Genomic DNA, 17064 nt, shown 5'->3' with positions numbered 1-17064 from the left:
GTCGCAAACAAAAAGCCCCGTAAGGGGATTGCAACAGCGGTGTTATGGGCTTGCGTTTTTTGTCAAATGAGCTTTGCGATATGCGGGGCTGTGACGAAATAACCGGTGGGTTGAAAAAGATGTGGTATTAATTCTCCAGCATGTACGTTCAAACTTCGCTTGGAGTGGCGCTAGCCGGGCTTTTGCACGATTTGGGTGAGCTGTATCAGCGGGCCTACTGGGGGAGTCTGCCCGAAGGGGTATCGGACTGGAGCCACCCGGCTTATACGAAGTGGGCTATTGATAAGTGGTCGCCACTGTTTGGTGGCGATGCTGGCTGGCTGGCCCGGACTGCTACCCGTCACCACGAGGGCTGGCACGATAAGCCGCAATACCAGCCCCAGACGCCAGAACAATGGTGCGTGGCTCTGGCCGATACCTATGCCTTGGGAGAGCGCAAAGAGGTAGACGAGAAGGGTAGTCGGGCCACCGAAACTCCGCTGCGCTCTGTGTTTGCGAGCTTGCGGGTACAGGGAACCTACGGGCAGCTCGAGCTCGGCTACTCTATGGTAGAAGATGGCCTCGAGGTGGGTCTGAAGCCCGGCGCAGCCTATCCGCACAGCAAGGGCACGGTTTCCCGCGATACCTACAGGCGGGTGGCCGAGCGCCTAGATAAGCGCCTGGCCGAGCTGGCAAAGCTGAATCCAAGCCCCCAGGCCTTGCTGTCGAACCTGCTGGGTATCTTCCAGGAACTTTTGTGGAACATCCCCTCCGACACCCAGGGCGAGCCGGACGTGTCGCTGTTCGACCACCTGCGCCTTACTGGGGCCATTGCTGCGGCGCTTTGGGACTATCATGGCGGCAACCCCAGCATAGAAGCCCTGAAAGACGAGCAGCCAGAAAAGTTTTTGTTGGTGCTGGGTGACCTGGGCGGCATTCAGGGCCACATCTATCGCATTCAGTCGGCAGAGACGGGCACCGGTGGCCTGGCCAAGCGTCTGCGGGCGCGCAGCCTCGAGGTCTCGCTGGCTGCCGAGGCGATGGGCCTCGAGCTTCTGCAACGCTGCGGCCTCACCCCCTTGCAGCGCATCATGAGCGCTGGGGGCAAGTTTTATTTGCTCTTGCCTAACACCCCCAAAGTCCAGAATGCCCTGAACCAGGTGCGCCAGGAATGGGAAGAGTGGGCTTTGCGCCAGGGGGCTACCCTGTTGCCTTTTTTGGCCGGGTATTCTTTTGCCCCGCTGGGGTTCAAAAACTTTAGCCAGGTGCTGCAACAAGCCCACCGTGTGCTGGCCGAGGCCAAGCTCAGGCCCCTGCAAAGCCAGTTTGGGGACTTTTACCTGAGCCAAGGACAGCAAAGCTTGCGTCCGTGCCAGGCTTGTGGTGCCCGCCCGGCCCAATCGGCTGATAGCAGCTTGTGCGAAGGCTGCAAACGCGATGGGCACTTAGGCCGCCTGATCCCCAGACGGACAGAAATAGGCTTTTTCGCTCAGGATGCACCCGGGCACCACTATCGCTTTCCGGGCTTGCGGGTAGCGCTGGAAGAATCCGACCAATACACGCTGCGTACCCGGCAAAACTTCACCCCGGCGGCCAGGCCCTGGGAGGTGCGGCTTTTGGCCGGGCATATCCCTACCCTCGAGGATGCCTTGCGCCTGGGCTCCTGGCCCAATTTGGCCGAGTACCAGGCGTGGGCCAAGGAGCAGGGGCTCTGGGAAGAGGAAGAAGGATGGGAAGAGGAAGAAGGAGGGCGCCGTGAAGGTGACCCCCTCACCTTAGCCGAGCTGGCCGAGTTTTCTACCGGGGCCAAATACCTGGGGGCCTTGATGCTCGACGCCGACCGGATGGGCGAGGCTTTCGCTACTGGTTTTGTGGACAAAGAGGGCAACAACCACAGCAGCCCCAGCCGCATTGCCAGCTTGTCGCGGATGCTCGAGGTCTTTTTTGCAGGCGAGGTGCTGGAGCTGATCAAGAACCCCAAAACCTACCAGAAACGCCTGGGCTGGGACGATCTAACCGCTGGGGAAAAAGCCCGGCGCTACCCCCTCATCTATTCGGTTTACGCGGGCGGCGACGACCTTTTATTGCTGGGGCCCTGGGACGCGCTTTTGGAGTTTGCCCTGGACCTCGAGGCCCTCTATCGGCAATTTACCCAGCACCCCCAGCTCACCCTTTCGGGCGGCTTTGTGCTGGTAAGCCCATCGCTGCCCATTCCGCTGCTGGCCGAGGCCGTGCAGGAGGCCGAGAAAGCCGCAAAAACTGCTGGGCGCAACTGTCTGCACCTGTTTGGACAGAGCGTACCCTGGGGCGAACTGCGGGGCCTGGTGCGCTGGGTGCGCGATTTCCAGCAGCACCTCCAGGCCGAGGGTTCTAAGGGCATGACCAGCGCCCTGGCCTACCGCCTGCTGCGGCTGTGGAAAGGCCACCAGAACCAGGACGAAGCCCGGCGGATGCGCTACAAGCCGCTGCTGGCCTATGCCTTGCGCGAGCGTGAGGCCAAGGTGCGCAAGCACTACCTGCAACTAACCAACCACGCCGACCCGGCCTGGCAGCATCTGCCGGTTTGGCTGCAGTGGGGGCTATATCTGGAACGCTAAGGAGGAGCCATGGAGTTTTTTGAGAATTTGGACAAGGGTGTTTACAGAAAAGGACTCTTCGACGAAGAGGCTATGCGCTGGGCGCAGGAATTGCGGAATGAAGGGCAGGGGTCGGACAAACTTAAATCGAGCCAGTTTCGCAACTACTTTCACGAGTTTCGGCGCCTCGAAGACGCTTTTGAACGTTATAAGCGCGAAACAGGGAACGACGAAGCCCTGGCATGGAGCCGCCTGACTTCGCAAATTGAGCTTTTGAGGGCAAGGCTGGCCTATGGGGGACGCTCGAACGGAGGACCCCTGCAAAAATTGCCCTTGTTTAGAAGCAAGCTAGATGAGCTTTTGACCGATGCGAAGAAAAGCCCCAAGCATTTTGCTGGGGCCATGCTTTTTTTAGAGGCTGTGCTGGCTTACTTCTACGGCTTGGAAGGAGAGGATGGTAACAGAGCGGGTTCGTCGAACCAGGAGAGATTCCCCCAGGGGAGGAGGTACTAAATGAAACTGATCGGCTACAAGCGCATCGGCGGTATTATTCGCCTCAAAAGCGGGCTTCGTATTGGCATGAGCAAAGACCAGATGGCCATTGGGGACGTGGACAACCCCGTTATTCGCAACCCCCTCACCGAGGAACCCTATATTCCCGGCTCCTCCCTCAAGGGCAAGATGCGGTATTTGCTCGAGTGGCATTTTGGGGGGAAGTACATCTCCGAGTCTAAGTCCCAACATGTTTACGAGGACGAGGAAGGCCCCATTGGGCGCATTTTTGGGGTAGCTCCAGGTAACGACAGCCGCAGCAAGGAGTTGGCCCAGCAGCGCGGCCCCACCCGGCTTTTGGTGCGCGATGCTTATCTGACCGAAGAGTCTAAAAAAAGGCTCGAGGCCATGACCGCGCGGGGTGGCTACCTGACCGAGGTTAAGCAGGAGGTCTTCATCCCCCGCATCGGCGGCAACGCCATCCCCCGTACCGCCGAGCGCGTGCCTGCTGGGGCTGAGTTCGCCTTCGAGATGGTCTACCGGGTGATGGACACAGGCGACGGCGGCCAGACCGACCGCGAGAACTTCAAGCATGTGGAGAAGGCCCTGGAGCTGCTAGAGCTCGATGGCTTGGGAGGCTATATCAGCCGGGGTTATGGGCAGGTGGAGCTAGACTATCGGGTTGAGGACAAATGAAAGCCAAGGCTTTTCATCTGGCGCTGGGTAGCATTAGCGCCCCGCCGAGCGCCCCTACCCTCTGGGGCCACCTGGCCTGGTGGGTGCGCTACGGCCAGGGAGAGGACGCTTTGCGAGGGTGGCTCGAGGCCTTTCAGCAAGACCCCCCCTTTCTGCTTTCCTCGGCCTTTCCCACTGGCTACCTGCCGCGCCCGCTGCTTCCCCAGGTGCTGGTAGAGGATACCGCCCGGCGCAAAGCCCTCAAGGGCCTTCGCTACCTGAGCCTAAAGACCTTTGCGCGGGTGATCCGGGAGGGCGAGCAAGCCTTGCTGGACGCACCAGAACTCAAAGACCAAAAGGCCCCCAAAGCCTCCCTGGCAAGCCAGACCCGCGTGGGCATCAACCGCCTGACCGGCACTGCCCAGGAGAGCATCCTCTTTACCGACCGGGTTTACTGGCTCAACAACAAGGAAAATAGCCAGACCTGGACGGTGTATGTGCAGCTTCGCCACCAAGTGGACTACCTCGAGCAGGCCCTGCGCGACATTGGCAGGTTTGGGTATGGTGGCAAGGCCAGCGTAGGGCTGGGGCGCTTCGAGCTGGTGGGTACAGAGGAGCTCGAGCTCCCCGAAGCCGAGAACCCCACCCACTACCTTACCCTGGCCCCAACCCTGCCCAGCGGCGAGGGCTTCTGGGCCCTGGAGACCTACTGGGGCCGTTTGGGGGGGCATTACGCCCAGGCCGAAACCCCCTTCAAGCGCCCGTATCTGCGGGCCAAGGAAGGCAGCGTCTTCCGGGAAAAACCAACCGCGGGCCTGCTGGACGTAACGCCCGAGCCTGCCCCAGAGGACGGCGTGAAGATTTGGGAGTACCTGTACGCCTTTCCCCTTGGGGTGCGGGTGCAAACTTTGCAGGGGGTGGGGGTATGAGCTTTTTGCAAAGTTACCGCCTGGAGATAGAAACCATAGGCCCCGTTCACGTGGGTACGGGCGAGGCCTTTCCGGCCTACAGTTACCTGGTGGATAGGGCCAAAAAGGAAGCCCTGATACTGGATGCAGGACGGCTCTTGGAGCTTCTGAGCGAAATCCAGCAAAGGGACTACCTCGAGGCCGTTGCTCAGGGCCCCAAGCGGGCCCAGGAAAGCCTGCAGTCGCTTTGGAGCAGCGGATTGATAGACCCGGCTCCTGCGGTGATGCGGCGGGTAGCGGTCAGTGCACCCTTTATCCAGACCATCCAGGAAGCCACCGATGCGGCGGGCCTCGAGTTCCGCCCGTTGCCCCGCAGCCCGCTGGGGGCCTACCTGCCGGGGTCTTCGATAAAAGGGGCTTTGCGCACGGCCTGGTTGTTCAAGCGGATTTTGCGGGAAGGGCGGGATGTCGAGTACAAAGGCCGCTGGCAGTGGGGGGAAAAAGTTCCTCAAGACGAGTGGCCCTTTATTAGGCCGCCCAAGGAAATCAGAGCGCCTAAGGCACAGGGTTTTGAGGCTCTGGCGCTCGACTACGCCACTGACCGCAGCCCCAACTTCCACCGCGACCCTTTCCGTCAGGTGCGCGTTAGTGACAGCGAACCCAGCGACAACCTTTTGCTCAACCGCATTGGGGTTTTTCACCCCAGGGGCACCATGGACAATACGGTCTTGCTGGCCGAAACCTTCCGTAGAAGTACAAAACTGGTAGCGGCGATACGCTTTCACACCGGGCTGGCCCAGCAGCGCCATGCGGATACCGTTGCCCACGCTATCGCGGCTCAGGATTTGGCGGCAGCTTGCAGGGAGTATTACCAGGAAGTGGCCGCGAGGGAAGAAGAGTTTGCTAAAAATCACGACCTTAAGCAAGCTTTGAGCCTCTACAAAGAGCTAGACCAGCGCTTGAACGCCGACCCTAAAGCCTTCCCCCTGCGGGTGGGTTTTGGTTCTGGGCGTATGTCAATTCGCCTGGCCCTGCTTCTGGACAGCGAAGAAGGGCATGAGCCTAGAACACGCAAAACCGCAGGAGCCAAAGAGCCCAAGGATGGATACCCGATGGGCTGGGCCATCGCACGGCTCGAGCCGTACTGAAACCCTGCTTTTTTGCAAGCCATACTGAACCCATGGCCCTTACCGTAAAAAAACCTCGAGTAGGCGACGACTTCGCCCAAACCGATCTGGTATGATTCTGGCAGCCCTGGTTCTCACTCTGGAAGGCCCCGCCCGCCCCGACCCCGACGGCTGGCGCGGCCTGGTATATGGCCTGCTCAAGGAGATAGACCCCGAGCTGCACGCTGCTCAGTCCAACCCCTTCAGCCTGGGGCTGGGGGGGGCCGAGGGGCAGTGGTGGGTGCGGATTGGCTTTTTGGAGGAAAGCCTCTATGCCCGGCTCTCGCCCCACCTGTTCGGGCTGATGGGCCAGCAGGTAAAGCTCAAGCAGCCCTTCCGGGTAAAGACGGTCTTGCAGGAGGAGCACCCCTGGGCCGGGCTCAGCACCTACCCCCGGCTTTTCCAGGGACAGGCCAGCCCCAGCCTGGGCCTCCAGTTTGCCAGCCCCACCTTCTTCCGCCGCAAAGGGCACAGCTACCCCCTGCCCGAGCCGCGGCTGGTCTTCGACTCGCTCACCCAGCGCTGGAACGCCTTTGCCCCGGTCAAGGTGCCCCCCGAGGTGCAGGAAGCCTGGGAGCGCCTCTTGGTGGGCCAGTTCCAGGGCCGCACCCACCACATCGCCCCCAACGACGACGAGCGGGGGGTGGGCTTTGTGGGCCGGGTGGTCTACTACCTGCCCAAGGCCAGCCCCACCGAGGCCCAGTGGCTCCAGGCCCTGGGGCGGTTTGCTTTTTTTGCCGGGGTGGGGGCCAAGACGTCCTTGGGGTTTGGGCGGGTGCGGATGTTTGACCCTTTGCAGCAAGAAAGGAGGCTTGATGAACCAGAATAAGGAGCGCTTACGGGAATTGTGGGTGCAGTATAAAACCCTCATAAGGCAAGAGAGGGCAAATCGAGGGGAGTCTTCCCCTAAGACCCCAACAGCAAAAGATTTGTACGATACACAAATTTGGCCCCTTACAAAAGAAGGTTTTACCGATCGGGGACAGCGACAGTATGTGGCCTCCTTTCACACAGTTGGGACAACGATAGAGCCAGTTGTTCTCTCTACTCGGGCACTAGATGCAGAAAAGGTGTATCTGCTGCATACCAAAGACACCGAAAGGCTTTGTGGGCAGATTGAGAAAGAATTGGGGTGGGGAGTTGAGCGAATCAAGACCCTCCTAGTTGGCCGCAGTGACCCAGAGGACATCTATAAGCAGGTGCGGCAAAAGGTAGATGAACTTCCTCCAGATGCAGCCATTGCCTTCGACCCAACAGGAGGCACCAAGGCGATGGTGGCTGGGCTGGCGATGTTTGCTTTTTCGCTTGCTGAGGAGGGGCGCACGGCGCATGTCTACTATGTAGATAATGAAGAATACGATGATGAGCTGCGCCGCCCCGTGGCGGGAACAGAATTTTTGAAGCGTCTCGAGAACCCCCGCGAGATAATACCAGATTGGATTTACCACCGCGCCAAAGACGCCTATGCACGGGGTGATTTTTCACTTGCGAAACAGCTTTTTGAACAAGCAAAGGATCGTGAAGGACGGGCACATAGCCTCGAGGCGGTGTTATCCGAGGCTTATGAATCTTTGGATGCTGCAAAGTTCGGGCAGGCCAAGGACAGGCTCAAAGAGCTGCTTGAGCTGCTACAAAAACCGATACATAGACAGAGTTTCCTTACCAAATACATAGCTGCTATCGAGCGCCAAAAAGAAGCCCTCGAGGCCGTTGTTCAGCTTACCGATGCGCTTTCTTCCAAAGGCGAGAGCATAGCTCCTTTGGAAGAGCCTCAAAAAGTAGCTTGTGTGTTGGCGGCTCTCGGCTTTATGGCCGAAAGGCGACTAAAAATGGGCCGAATTGCCGAAGCTGTGTTGCTGCGCTACCGCGCCCTCGAGCTGTTCTTACAACACCGCCTTGCACTTAGGGGCTTCGATACGGCAAATCCAAACTTTCGGGGATTGTGCGCTGCGGCCCATATCACTATCGAGGATCTTATCGAAAAGTACCAAGGTGAGCGTAGGGCTGCAAGGGCAAAACCAGATGATGAGCTAGAACAAAAAAGCGCCATAGACTTTACCACTGCTTTCTTTTTGCTCCGTGCCCTAGATGATGAACCGGCTTTAGCTGTCAGCGCGAATAAGGTTCTTGGGTTAGCCAGCGCCCGTGACATCTCGGTTTTTGCGCATGGCTTTGTGCTTCCTACAGAGGCCAATGCCAAAAACCTGTCTGAAGTTTTGATGGCTCTTGTTCAAGGTGGAGACTTGCCAGAGGTCAAGTTTGAACCCATCCCCCTGGCATGACCCTCCACCTCACCGAGCAGTCCTCCACCCTGCGCCTGCGCCAGGGCCGGCTGTTGGTTGAGCTGGACGAGCAAACCCTGGCCCAGCTTCCGGCCCGCAAGGTGCGGGGGGTGGTGGTCTGGGGCAACGTGCGCCTCACCACCCCGGCCCTGGCTTTTTTGCTGCGCCAGGGGGTGCCGGTGCTGTACGTCAGCCTGGAAGGCCAGCTCTACGGACAGGCCACGGCGCTGCAGGGCCTGGCCCCGGAGGTGCTGCGGGCACAGATGCACGCCCAGCACAACGCCCTTGCCCTGGCCCTGGGGTTTGTGGAGGGCAAGCTGCGCTCGGGGCTTGCGCTGCTCGAGCGCCTGGCCCGGCAGGCACCGATTCAGCCACACGTCCAGGAGTTGCAGACAGCGCTAGAAGCCCTGCCCCATGCCCCCCACCTCGAGGCTCTGCGTGGCCTCGAGGGTAACGCCGCAAGGGCCTATTTCGCTGCGCTGCAAACGGTTCTTGCGCCCTACGGCTTTTTGGGGCGCAACCGCCGCCCACCCACCGATGCCGTAAACGCTGCCCTCTCGTATGGCTACATGGTGCTTTTGGGTCGCGCCCTGCTGGCCTTGCACCTGGCGGGTTTGCACCCCGAGCTGGGCCTTTTGCACGCCGAGGGACGCCGCGCCGCTGCCCTGGCCTTCGACCTGATGGAGGAGTTCAGGGTTCCGGTGGTGGACACCGTGGTTCTGGGAGCTTTTTTGCGCTCAGAGCTTGTACCGGACAAGCACAGCGAGGCCCGCAATGGGGGGGTCTACCTCAACGAGGCGGGCCGCAAAACCCTGCTGCGTCTGCTGGAAACCCGCTTTGCCCAGGAGGCCCAGCACCCCAGGGGCTTTCGCAAGACCTACCAGGAGCTCATCGAAACCCAGGCCGCACGGCTCAAGGCGGCCATCCTGGGCCGCGATACCTACACGCCCTTCTATCTGTGGAGATAAGATGCCCGACACACGCTTTTTCACCGTTGCCTACGACATCCCCGACGATGGCCGCCGGGTAAAGGTAGCCAACACCCTCAAGAGTTTTGGCGAGCGGGTGCAGCTTTCGGTGTTTGAGTGCTGGCTTAACCCTGCCCAGCTTGCCCAGCTAAAAAAGCTGCTGCAAAAAAAGCTGGAGCTTTCTCAGGACAGCGTTCGTATCTACCCCATTGGGGGTACGGTAGAGGTGTTGGGCGTAGGCCGAATCACCGAAGACCCCGGCTACCTTATTCTCTAGCCCGCGTTAATGCTGCCGTTACATGCCCAAAACCCCCCAAAAATGCTATCGCAACCGTACCCCCTTGCCCAAAAAACACCACACCAGCACCCACCAGAACAGCATGGAAGCAATTTCCAAAAATAACCCATTATGTTTTGCGCAAAATGCTATAATGCCTATGTCGGCCATTTCGACAGCGGTTCTTGAAAGCCTAGATGTGCGATGTAAATCGCAAACCCACCGCACAAAAAATCTAAAAGTGTGGGTTTGTAAGCATCCATCGCAAAAAACGCCACTTTTTACCCACTTATCCACAGGCTGCCTGTGGATAACTCGGTTTTCTCATAAATACCCCCGCTAAGAGCCCTTTACAGGACGGCGATTAACGGGGTATGCTGTCGCAAACAAAAAGCCCCGTAAGGGGATTGCAACAAGTAACAGGAACTATACTGCAAGTAGATATATATACGGTCGCAAACAAAAAGCCCCGTAAGGGGATTGCAACTAGCTGCTCTCTATTCAGTAGCGCTTTCATCAGCGTCTCGTCGCAAACAAAAAGCCCCGTAAGGGGATTGCAACTCTGTTCGGGTGAATATGTAGACATCCTGCTCATTCCTGAGTCGCAAACAAAAAGCCCCGTAAGGGGATTGCAACTGTGACTCCTAGCGGCGGTTGAGGGCCCGCCAGGCCAAGTAAGTCGCAAACAAAAAGCCCCGTAAGGGGATTGCAACAATGGGATTTGGCTTGATCGCACAGTGATCAGAACTCATGGGTCGCAAACAAAAAGCCCCGTAAGGGGATTGCAACTCAAAGTTTTTTGGGCTCACCACAGTGGAGAAGACGTTACTCAAACGCATAGCCCCGCGAGGGGATTGCGGGTTTGGTAGATTGGTGGTGTGCAAGAGGGAGCCAACACTGTTTTGATACTGAGCGTGGGGCAGACCATCGAGCCCCTCGAGTTTGCCTTGGCCGAACATACCCCGCAGGGGGTGGTGTTTGTGGCCAGCCAGGGAACGCAGGCGGTGGCGGGGGAGCTGGTGCGGCGCTATGGGAACTCGCTGCGTTTTCATACCTTGCTGCTCGACGACCCCGAAGACCTGGGCGAGGTGTTTCGCAAAGGGCGCGAGGCCCTGCAAAAGGCGCTGGAGTGGGAGGCCCGCACGATTGTGGCTGATATAACCGGGGGAACCAAAACCATGTCGGCGGGGATGGTACTGGCCCTCACCGGACAGGGGGTAACCTTTAGCTATGTGGGCGGGGAGCAGCGCGACCAGATGGGGCGGGTTAAGAGCGGCAGTGAGCGGCTGCGCGTGCTGGAAGACCCTACCTTTCGCTATGGCCTGCGCGAGTGGGAGGGGTTTCGGCGGGCCTGGAACCAGTGCGACTACCGCGCCGCGCAGGACTTCTTGTCCGAGCTGCTGGCCCGGCCCCTCAGCCCTTCGGAAAAGCGGTTTTATCAGCACTTGCAGGGTGTGGCCGAGGCCATGCTCGATTGGGACTTATTCCATCACAAGGCCGCCTGGCAGAAGCTGGAAACCCACCTCGAGCCTGCCCTTACGGTGGCCGAGGCCTGGGGGCACGGTGCTAAGGTGCGGGTGTTGCAGGGGCTACAGACAGCTAAAGCACGCCTGCGTGAAATTTTGGATCGGGAAGGGAAGCCCACCTTTGCCCTGCTGGCCGACCTGCTGGCTAACGCCGAGCGCAGGGCTGCCCGGGGCCGCTACGACGATGCCTTGGCCCGGCTCTACCGCGCGGTGGAGCTGGCCGCCGAAGCAGACCTGTACGAGCGTACCGGCATCGAGCTGCGGGTGGCCTCTACCTACCCCCCGCCGCTACAAGACCTGGCGGGCCGCAAGACCCCTGGCCTCAAGGAAGCCCTGGGGCTGGCTTTCGAAATCGATACCCGCCTGGGCCACAGCGGAACCCTGGCCCAGCAGCTATACGGCGACTACTCGAGCAAACTTCAGGGCTTGCTGCAGCAGCGGCACAACAGCATTCTGGCCCACGGGGTAAAGCCGGTGAAACTCGAGGCCCTGCGGGGTTTGCAGGATTATCTGCGCGAGAGGGGCCTCGAGCCTGCCCCGGCCTGGCCCCACTGGTAGGTGCTTGTCGGGGGGGGCTGGTGGGTGTAGCCTTTAGTCAAGGCCCGTTAGGGCCGTACAACCCGGCTAAGTTTTGGTGCTTGGGCGCGTAGCCCAGGCTTAAAGTGGGGAAGTCCGGTGCAAGTCCGGCACTGTCGCGCAGCGGTAACGGTGCATTGGGGCTTTGGCGAGCCAGAGAGCGGTCGCCAGCCACCGCCCGAAGTCCGAATACCTGCCAAAACGCCTTCTCACTCCGATACGGAAGGCACCTCTCGCAAGAAGGGGGAGTTTCGGGGAATTTCTACGTTATTTGTAGCGTCCTCGCTCCCGAGGGCGATTTTTTTTGGGCGCAGGCCCCAGCCTGTCCCCAGGACAATCGCCCCCCACGCGAAGCCGGGTTGGGAAAGGACGCAACATGAAAAGAATCGTTTTGTGGTTGTTTCTGCTTCTAAGCCTTCAGCTTTCGGCGCTGGGATGGGCGCAGTTCCCCCGCACCCTGACCGACGACCTGGGCCGTAGCATCACCCTTAAAGCCGCACCCCAGCGCATCGTAACCCTGTTGCCCTCGGTCACCGAGACCCTCTGCGCCATGAACGCCTGCGGGCGGCTGGTGGGTGTGGACGACTTTTCCGACTTTCCCGAGCAGGTCAAGCGGCTGCCCAAGGTGGGGGGGTACTTTAATCCGAACCTCGAGGCTATGGTCGCGCTCAAGCCCGACCTGGTGATCGTCTCGGTCTATGGCAAGCTGCACGAGGCGCTGGAGAAGGCCGGGGTGGCTACCTTTGCTATTAAGGCTGAAACCTACGACGACATCTTCCGCACCACGCGGCTTCTGGGCCGGGTGCTGGGCCAGGAGGCCCAGGCCGAGCGGGTGGTGGCCCGCATCCAGCAAGAGGTCTACGCCGTCGAGAGCAAAGCCGCCAAGGCCACCGCACGCCCTACGGTCTACTACGAGATTGACCCCACCCCCTACACGGTGGGCCCCGACTCCTTCATTGGGGTTCTGATTACCAAGGCCCGCGGGCAGAACATCGTCCCCAGGGAGCTGGGGTTGTTCCCCCAGATTAGTCCCGAGCTGGTGGTGCAAAAGAACCCCGAGGTCATCGTGCTGACCCATCCGGGCGCTGCCGACCTGCCCAGGCGGGCGGGCTGGGGCAACCTGGCGGCCATCCGCAATAAGCGCGTCTGCGCCTTTAGCGGCGAGCAGAACAACCTGCTCTCGCGCCCCGGCCCGCGGGTAGCCCAGGGGCTGCAACTGCTGGTGGGCTGCTTCCACCCCAGCCTGCGTTAGGATCATGCAAAAGACCACCCACCCAGGCCTTGTGCCCCCCACCGTCAGGGGGTATGGGAAAAGTATGGCGGGCCGCCGACTGCTGGTTTTTCTGGGCCTGCTGGTGCTGCTGGCGCTGGGTCTGGTGCTGGGGGTGGCGCAGGGGGCCGTGCCCATCGCGCCGGGCGAGGTGGTGCGGGCCTTGCTGGGCCTTAGCGAAAACCCCATCATTACCGAGCTGCGCCTGCCCCGGGTGCTGGCCGCCATGCTGGTAGGGGCGGTGCTGGGTATCTCGGGGGCGGCCTTCCAGGGCCTGTTCCGCAACCCCCTGGCCGACCCCTACCTGATGGGCTCGGCGGCAGGGGCGGCCTTTGGGGTGACCCTGGCGGTGACCCTGGCGGGGGGGCTCTCGAGCGCCTTTGCCCAGCACGCGGTGTTCACCCATCTCCCAGCTTCCGCCATACTGTTTGGCTTTCTGGGGGCGGTGGGGGCGGTGCTCCTCACCCTGCTGCTCTCGGGCGGGGCCAGCCGCACGGGCGATCTGATTCTGGCGGGGGTGGTGGTGGGCAGCGTGCTGGTCAGCCTGACCAGCTACCTGATGCTGCAGGATGCCGACCGGGTACGGGCGGTGTTTGCCTATACCTTGGGCAACCTGGCCTTTATGGGCTGGAACGGGGTGGGCTCGCTGGCGCTCTTCCTGCTGTTTACCTTTCCGCTGCTGCTCTTGCTGGGGCGTACCCTCAATGCCCTGCACTTAGGCGAAGAGACCGCCCGCAGCCTGGGCCTGCCGCTGGACAAGCTGAAGCTGCTGATAATTGGGCTGGTTACCCTGCTGATTGCCGCGGCGGTGGCCCAGGCGGGCATCATTGGTTTTGTGGGGCTGGTGGCCCCGCACATCCTGCGGCGGTTGCTGGGGGGGGACTACCACTACCTGCTGCCCGCCTCGGCCCTGGGCGGGGCGGTGCTGCTCGTGCTGGCTGACCTGCTGGCCCGCACCCTGGTGGCCCCGGCGGAGCTGCCGGTGGGCATCCTGACCACGCTCTTGGGTGGGCCGTTCTTCTTGTATCTGCTGTGGCGGGGGAGGCGGGTGGCATGGTAGCGCAAAGAGCAGAACAAGGCGCAGGGCCGCAGCGGCTGGGGGCTTGTGCGCTCGTTGCGGATGGGGTGTCTTTTGCCTACCGCAACCGAACGGTGCTAGAGGGGGTGAACCTCGAGCTCTACCCGGGCGAGTGGCTGGCCCTGCTGGGCCCCAATGGTGTGGGGAAGAGCACCCTGCTGCGCTTGATGGCAGGGCTGGTGCGGCCTGCTGTGGGCGAGGTGCGACTGGGAGACGAGCGGCTCGAGCGCATCTCGAGCTGGAGGCGGGGCCAGCAGATTGCCTTTCTGCCGCAAAACGGCAGCTACCCCGAAGACCTTACGGTAGAGGAGGTGGTGGAGCTGGGCCGCACCCCCCACCTGGGCTTGCTGGGGCGGGCCAGCCAGGCCGACCGGGAAGCGGTGGAGTGGGCTATGCAACAGACCCAGGTGAGCGCCTTCCGCCACCGGCTCCTGCCCACCTTGTCGGGCGGGGAGCGGCAGCGGGTGATGCTGGCCCGCGCCTTGGCCGCGCGTCCCAAGCTTTTGCTGCTGGACGAACCCACCAACCACCTCGACCTGCACCACCAGGCCGAGTTTCTGGCCCTTTTGGCGGGCTTGCGGGCCCAGGGGCTGGGCATCCTGACGGTGCTGCACGACCCCAACCTGGCCCGCCTGGCCGACCGGGTGGCTTTTCTGGCGGAGGGGCGGCTTTTAGCGCTGGGCCAACCGGGCGAGGTGCTGACCGAAGAGCTGTTGCAGGGGGTGTATGGCCGTCAGGTGCGGGTGCGGCTGCTCGAGGGCCAGCCGGTGGTGCTGTTGGGAGGGTAGATGCAGGCCAGCCTCAAGGTAACCCCCAAGCTGTTGGTGCTCGACCTAGGAGAGGTGCGCCGCCTGGTAACCCAGGATGGGCCCCGGCTGGTGCGCTACGTGGCGGTGATGCGCTCGGCGCAGACCTCGTGTGTGCGTATGGGGCGCGGGGCCGGGCACGCCCATCTGATGCGCGCGGGGCTACCGCCGGGCGAGACCCTCCTGTATGCCTTGCCCGCCGACCCCCTGGACTTCGAACAGGAAGGCTCGGTGCTGCGCCTGCCGGGGCTAAGGCTTTACCTGGCGGGGCCGCCGGAGTTCGTCGAGACGCCCTTTTATGCCTGGGTGGAACCATGAGCGAGCTCTGGCTGGTGCGCCACGGACAGACCACCTGGAACCTGGAAGGCCGGCTTACCGGCTGGACGGATGTGCCGCTCACGCCGCTGGGGGAGCAGCAGGCCAGGGCCCTGGCTGGCTGGCTGGCCCAGGAGCGCTTCGACAAGGTACTGGCCTCCGACCTAAGGCGGGCCCTCCACACCGCCCGCCTGGCCTACGGCGAACCCCAGGAAGCCTTGGCCGAGCTGAGGGAGCTCGAGTTCGGTGCGCTCGAGGGCCTGAAGTGGGACGAACTGCCCGAGCCGCATAAAAGCGCCCTGCTGGCCTTCGAGGGTTTCCAGGCCCCCGGCGGGGAGTCCACTAGGGCGCTGCGGCAGCGGGTGTATGGGGTCTTCGAGGGCCTGCCCCCGGGCCGCCACCTGGTCTTTACCCACGGGGGGGTGTTGCGGCTTGTGCTGCGTGATTTTGGGCGGGATCGCTTTCTGCCGCCCTGCGCGGTGGTGGGGCTGGACTGGCAGCAGAAGCGGGTGTTGTTTGTGAGGGATGAGCATGTCTTATAGGGGTGCCCGCTTGATTCTGGTAACCGGCGGGGCGCGTGCCGGCAAGAGCGCTTTTGCCCAGGAGTGGGCCCAGGCCCTGGGCCATCCGGTGAGTTTCATCGCCACCGCCCAGCCCCTCGACGAGGAGATGCGCCAGCGCATCGAGCGGCACCAAGCCGAGCGGCCCCCCGGCTGGGAGACCCTGGAGGAGCCCCTCGAGGTGCCCCAGGCCCTTTTGCGCGCCCAGGGCCGGGTGCTGCTGCTGGACTGCCTGACCCTGTGGGTCTCGAACCTGATGCTGGCCGGACGCGAGGTCTTGCTCGAGCTAGAAAACCTGCTGGCGGCGTTTGCCGAGACCGACAAAACCCTGCTGGTGGTGACCAACGAGGTGGGTATGGGCATCGTCCCCGACAACGCCCTGGCCCGGCGCTACCGCGACCTACTGGGGGCGGCCAACCGCCGCCTGGCCGAGGCCGCCGACGCGGTGTATCTCCTGGTTGCGGGTATTCCCGTCAAGATCAAATCGCCCTGAGTCCTTGCACGCTATGATACGCTTTGACGTCCAACCCGTCTCACAAGAATGGCTGATCCAAGCCCGCGCCCACCAGCACCAGCTCACCAAGCCACCGGGCTCGCTGGGGTATCTGGAGGAACTGGGGGTGCGCCTGGCCGCTATCCAAAAGACCCTAAAGCCCCGTCTGGGCCGGGGGGCGGTGGTGGTCTGCGCCGCCGACCACGGCGTGGTGGCCGAAGGGGTCTCGGCCTACCCATCCGAGGTCACGGCACAGATGCTGCTGAACTTCCAGGCGGGGGGCGCAGCCATCAATCAAATTGCTCGAGCCTCCGACGCCCAGGTTTACGTGCTCGACGTAGGTATCAATTCCCCTGTTCCGTCGCCCGAGAGGGTGCGGTCGGGCACAGGTAACATCGCCCGGGGGGCCGCCATGACCCTAACCGAAGCGGAGCAGGCCCTGCAAGCGGGGGCCCAGATGGCCCGCCAGGCCATAGCCCAGGGTGCGACCATCCTGGCCGCGGGCGATATGGGCATCGGCAACACCACCGCAGCTGCGGCACTCACGGCGGCGTTGCTGGGCCTGGAGGCCCAGGCCGTTACGGGGCGCGGTACGGGGGTGGATGATGTGCGCTATGGGCGCAAGCTCGAGGTCGTCCGGGCTGCCCTGCACAGGGCCCAGGCCAGGCTGGGGGATCTCGCCCAAGCCGAGCCGCTGGAGGTGCTGGCCGAGCTGGGGGGGCTTGAGATCGCCGCCATCGCCGGGGTCTTCCTGGCTGGGGCCGAGGCCGGCCTGCCCCTGGTGAGCGACGGCTTCCCGGTTACCGCCGGGGCCTTGCTGGCCTGCCGCATGGAGCCAGGGGTGCGCGACTATCTTTTTGCCGGGCACCGCTCGCTGGAGCCAGGGCATACCCGGCAGCTCGAGGCCCTGGGGCTCAGGCCCATCCTCGAGCTGGATATGCGCTTAGGCGAGGGGACGGGGGCGGTCTTGAGCTTTCCGGTGCTGCGGGCCGCCGCCGCGGTTATGGCGGGTATGGCCACCTTTGCCCAGGCCGGGGTGTCGCAGCGCCTGGCTCAGGAAACATAAGCCAGATGGATATTCGATCCAAAAAATACGGTAGATTGATTCCAAGGAAGC

The 17064-nt window shown here is 62.1% G+C and carries 17 protein-coding genes, 1 CRISPR repeat array and 1 riboswitch; all 17 genes read left to right on the top strand.

The genetic code is table 11. The features are described 5' to 3' along the window. The first annotated feature begins 140 nt into the window (after window positions 1–140). The 17 genes from cas10 to cobT all read left to right on the top strand — a co-directional run bounded on the left by cas10 (window position 141) and on the right by cobT (window position 17013). The gene (cas10, locus tag Q355_RS0115080; protein ID WP_027878549.1) at window positions 141–2576 is read left to right on the top strand and encodes a type III-A CRISPR-associated protein Cas10/Csm1; all 2436 of its coding nucleotides are present in this window, start codon (window positions 141–143) and stop codon (window positions 2574–2576) included. Window positions 2577–2585: 9 nt separating this feature from the next. After that, on the top strand, window positions 2586–3068 hold the full coding sequence (gene csm2 / locus Q355_RS0115075; protein ID WP_027878548.1) for a type III-A CRISPR-associated protein Csm2: 483 nt from the start codon (window positions 2586–2588) through the stop codon (window positions 3066–3068). Next, window positions 3069–3743 carry a type III-A CRISPR-associated RAMP protein Csm3 gene (gene csm3 / locus Q355_RS0115070; protein ID WP_027878547.1) on the top strand — a complete coding sequence of 225 codons (675 nt, stop codon included), beginning with the start codon at window positions 3069–3071 and terminating at the stop codon, window positions 3741–3743. Further along, window positions 3740–4651 carry a type III-A CRISPR-associated RAMP protein Csm4 gene (csm4, locus tag Q355_RS0115065; protein ID WP_027878546.1) on the top strand — a complete coding sequence of 304 codons (912 nt, stop codon included), beginning with the start codon at window positions 3740–3742 and terminating at the stop codon, window positions 4649–4651. The genes csm3 and csm4 overlap by 4 nt, the downstream gene beginning before the upstream one ends. Next, window positions 4648–5778 carry a type III-A CRISPR-associated RAMP protein Csm5 gene (csm5, locus tag Q355_RS0115060; RefSeq protein WP_027878545.1) on the top strand — a complete coding sequence of 377 codons (1131 nt, stop codon included), beginning with the start codon at window positions 4648–4650 and terminating at the stop codon, window positions 5776–5778. Before csm4 ends, csm5 begins: the two co-directional genes overlap by 4 nt. 91 nt (window positions 5779–5869) lie before the next feature. Beyond that, entirely contained in the window at window positions 5870–6625 is a 756-nt protein-coding gene (gene cas6, locus Q355_RS0115055; RefSeq protein ID WP_027878544.1) for a CRISPR-associated endoribonuclease Cas6, read from the top strand. Further along, window positions 6612–8078 carry a TIGR02710 family CRISPR-associated CARF protein gene (locus Q355_RS0115050; RefSeq protein WP_027878543.1) on the top strand — a complete coding sequence of 489 codons (1467 nt, stop codon included), beginning with the start codon at window positions 6612–6614 and terminating at the stop codon, window positions 8076–8078. Before cas6 ends, Q355_RS0115050 begins: the two co-directional genes overlap by 14 nt. Further along, the gene (gene cas1, locus Q355_RS0115045) at window positions 8075–9046 is read left to right on the top strand and encodes a CRISPR-associated endonuclease Cas1 (RefSeq protein ID WP_027878542.1); all 972 of its coding nucleotides are present in this window, start codon (window positions 8075–8077) and stop codon (window positions 9044–9046) included. Before Q355_RS0115050 ends, cas1 begins: the two co-directional genes overlap by 4 nt. Window position 9047: 1 nt before the next feature. Next, complete coding sequence (cas2, locus tag Q355_RS0115040) at window positions 9048–9323, top strand: CRISPR-associated endonuclease Cas2 (RefSeq protein WP_027878541.1); 276 nt, start codon at window positions 9048–9050, stop codon at window positions 9321–9323. A gap of 379 nt (window positions 9324–9702) precedes the next feature. Beyond that, window positions 9703–10112: direct repeats of the CRISPR family, unit length 35 nt; unit sequence GTCGCAAACAAAAAGCCCCGTAAGGGGATTGCAAC. A gap of 89 nt (window positions 10113–10201) precedes the next feature. Continuing rightward, the gene (locus Q355_RS0115035) at window positions 10202–11407 is read left to right on the top strand and encodes a TIGR02710 family CRISPR-associated CARF protein (RefSeq protein ID WP_027878540.1); all 1206 of its coding nucleotides are present in this window, start codon (window positions 10202–10204) and stop codon (window positions 11405–11407) included. A 57-nt stretch (window positions 11408–11464) separates the two neighbouring features. Next, a riboswitch (cobalamin riboswitch) is annotated at window positions 11465–11640 on the top strand. Window positions 11641–11801: 161 nt separating this feature from the next. Further along, window positions 11802–12677, top strand: a complete 876-nt coding sequence (locus Q355_RS0115030) for an ABC transporter substrate-binding protein (protein WP_027878539.1) — start codon at window positions 11802–11804, stop codon at window positions 12675–12677. 64 nt (window positions 12678–12741) lie between these two features. Further along, window positions 12742–13755, top strand: coding sequence for a FecCD family ABC transporter permease (locus tag Q355_RS0115025; protein WP_027878538.1), 1014 nt, complete (start codon window positions 12742–12744; stop codon window positions 13753–13755). Next, entirely contained in the window at window positions 13749–14561 is an 813-nt protein-coding gene (locus Q355_RS0115020; protein WP_084496155.1) for an ABC transporter ATP-binding protein, read from the top strand. The genes Q355_RS0115025 and Q355_RS0115020 overlap by 7 nt, the downstream gene beginning before the upstream one ends. Then, entirely contained in the window at window positions 14562–14897 is a 336-nt protein-coding gene (locus Q355_RS0115015) for a hypothetical protein (protein ID WP_027878536.1), read from the top strand. Beyond that, window positions 14894–15436, top strand: a complete 543-nt coding sequence (locus tag Q355_RS0115010) for a histidine phosphatase family protein (protein WP_027878535.1) — start codon at window positions 14894–14896, stop codon at window positions 15434–15436. Before Q355_RS0115015 ends, Q355_RS0115010 begins: the two co-directional genes overlap by 4 nt. Next, a complete protein-coding gene (gene cobU, locus Q355_RS0115005; RefSeq protein WP_036259759.1) occupies window positions 15426–15947 on the top strand; it encodes a bifunctional adenosylcobinamide kinase/adenosylcobinamide-phosphate guanylyltransferase in 522 nt (173 codons plus the stop codon). Before Q355_RS0115010 ends, cobU begins: the two co-directional genes overlap by 11 nt. 13 nt (window positions 15948–15960) lie before the next feature. Then, window positions 15961–17013 carry a nicotinate-nucleotide--dimethylbenzimidazole phosphoribosyltransferase gene (gene cobT, locus Q355_RS0115000; RefSeq protein WP_027878533.1) on the top strand — a complete coding sequence of 351 codons (1053 nt, stop codon included), beginning with the start codon at window positions 15961–15963 and terminating at the stop codon, window positions 17011–17013. The last annotated feature ends 51 nt before the right edge of the window (window positions 17014–17064 follow it).

The organism is Meiothermus cerbereus DSM 11376, assembly GCF_000620065.1.
Lineage (GTDB): Bacteria > Deinococcota > Deinococci > Deinococcales > Thermaceae > Meiothermus > Meiothermus cerbereus.
This window is presented reverse-complemented; position numbering and strand designations above follow the sequence as displayed.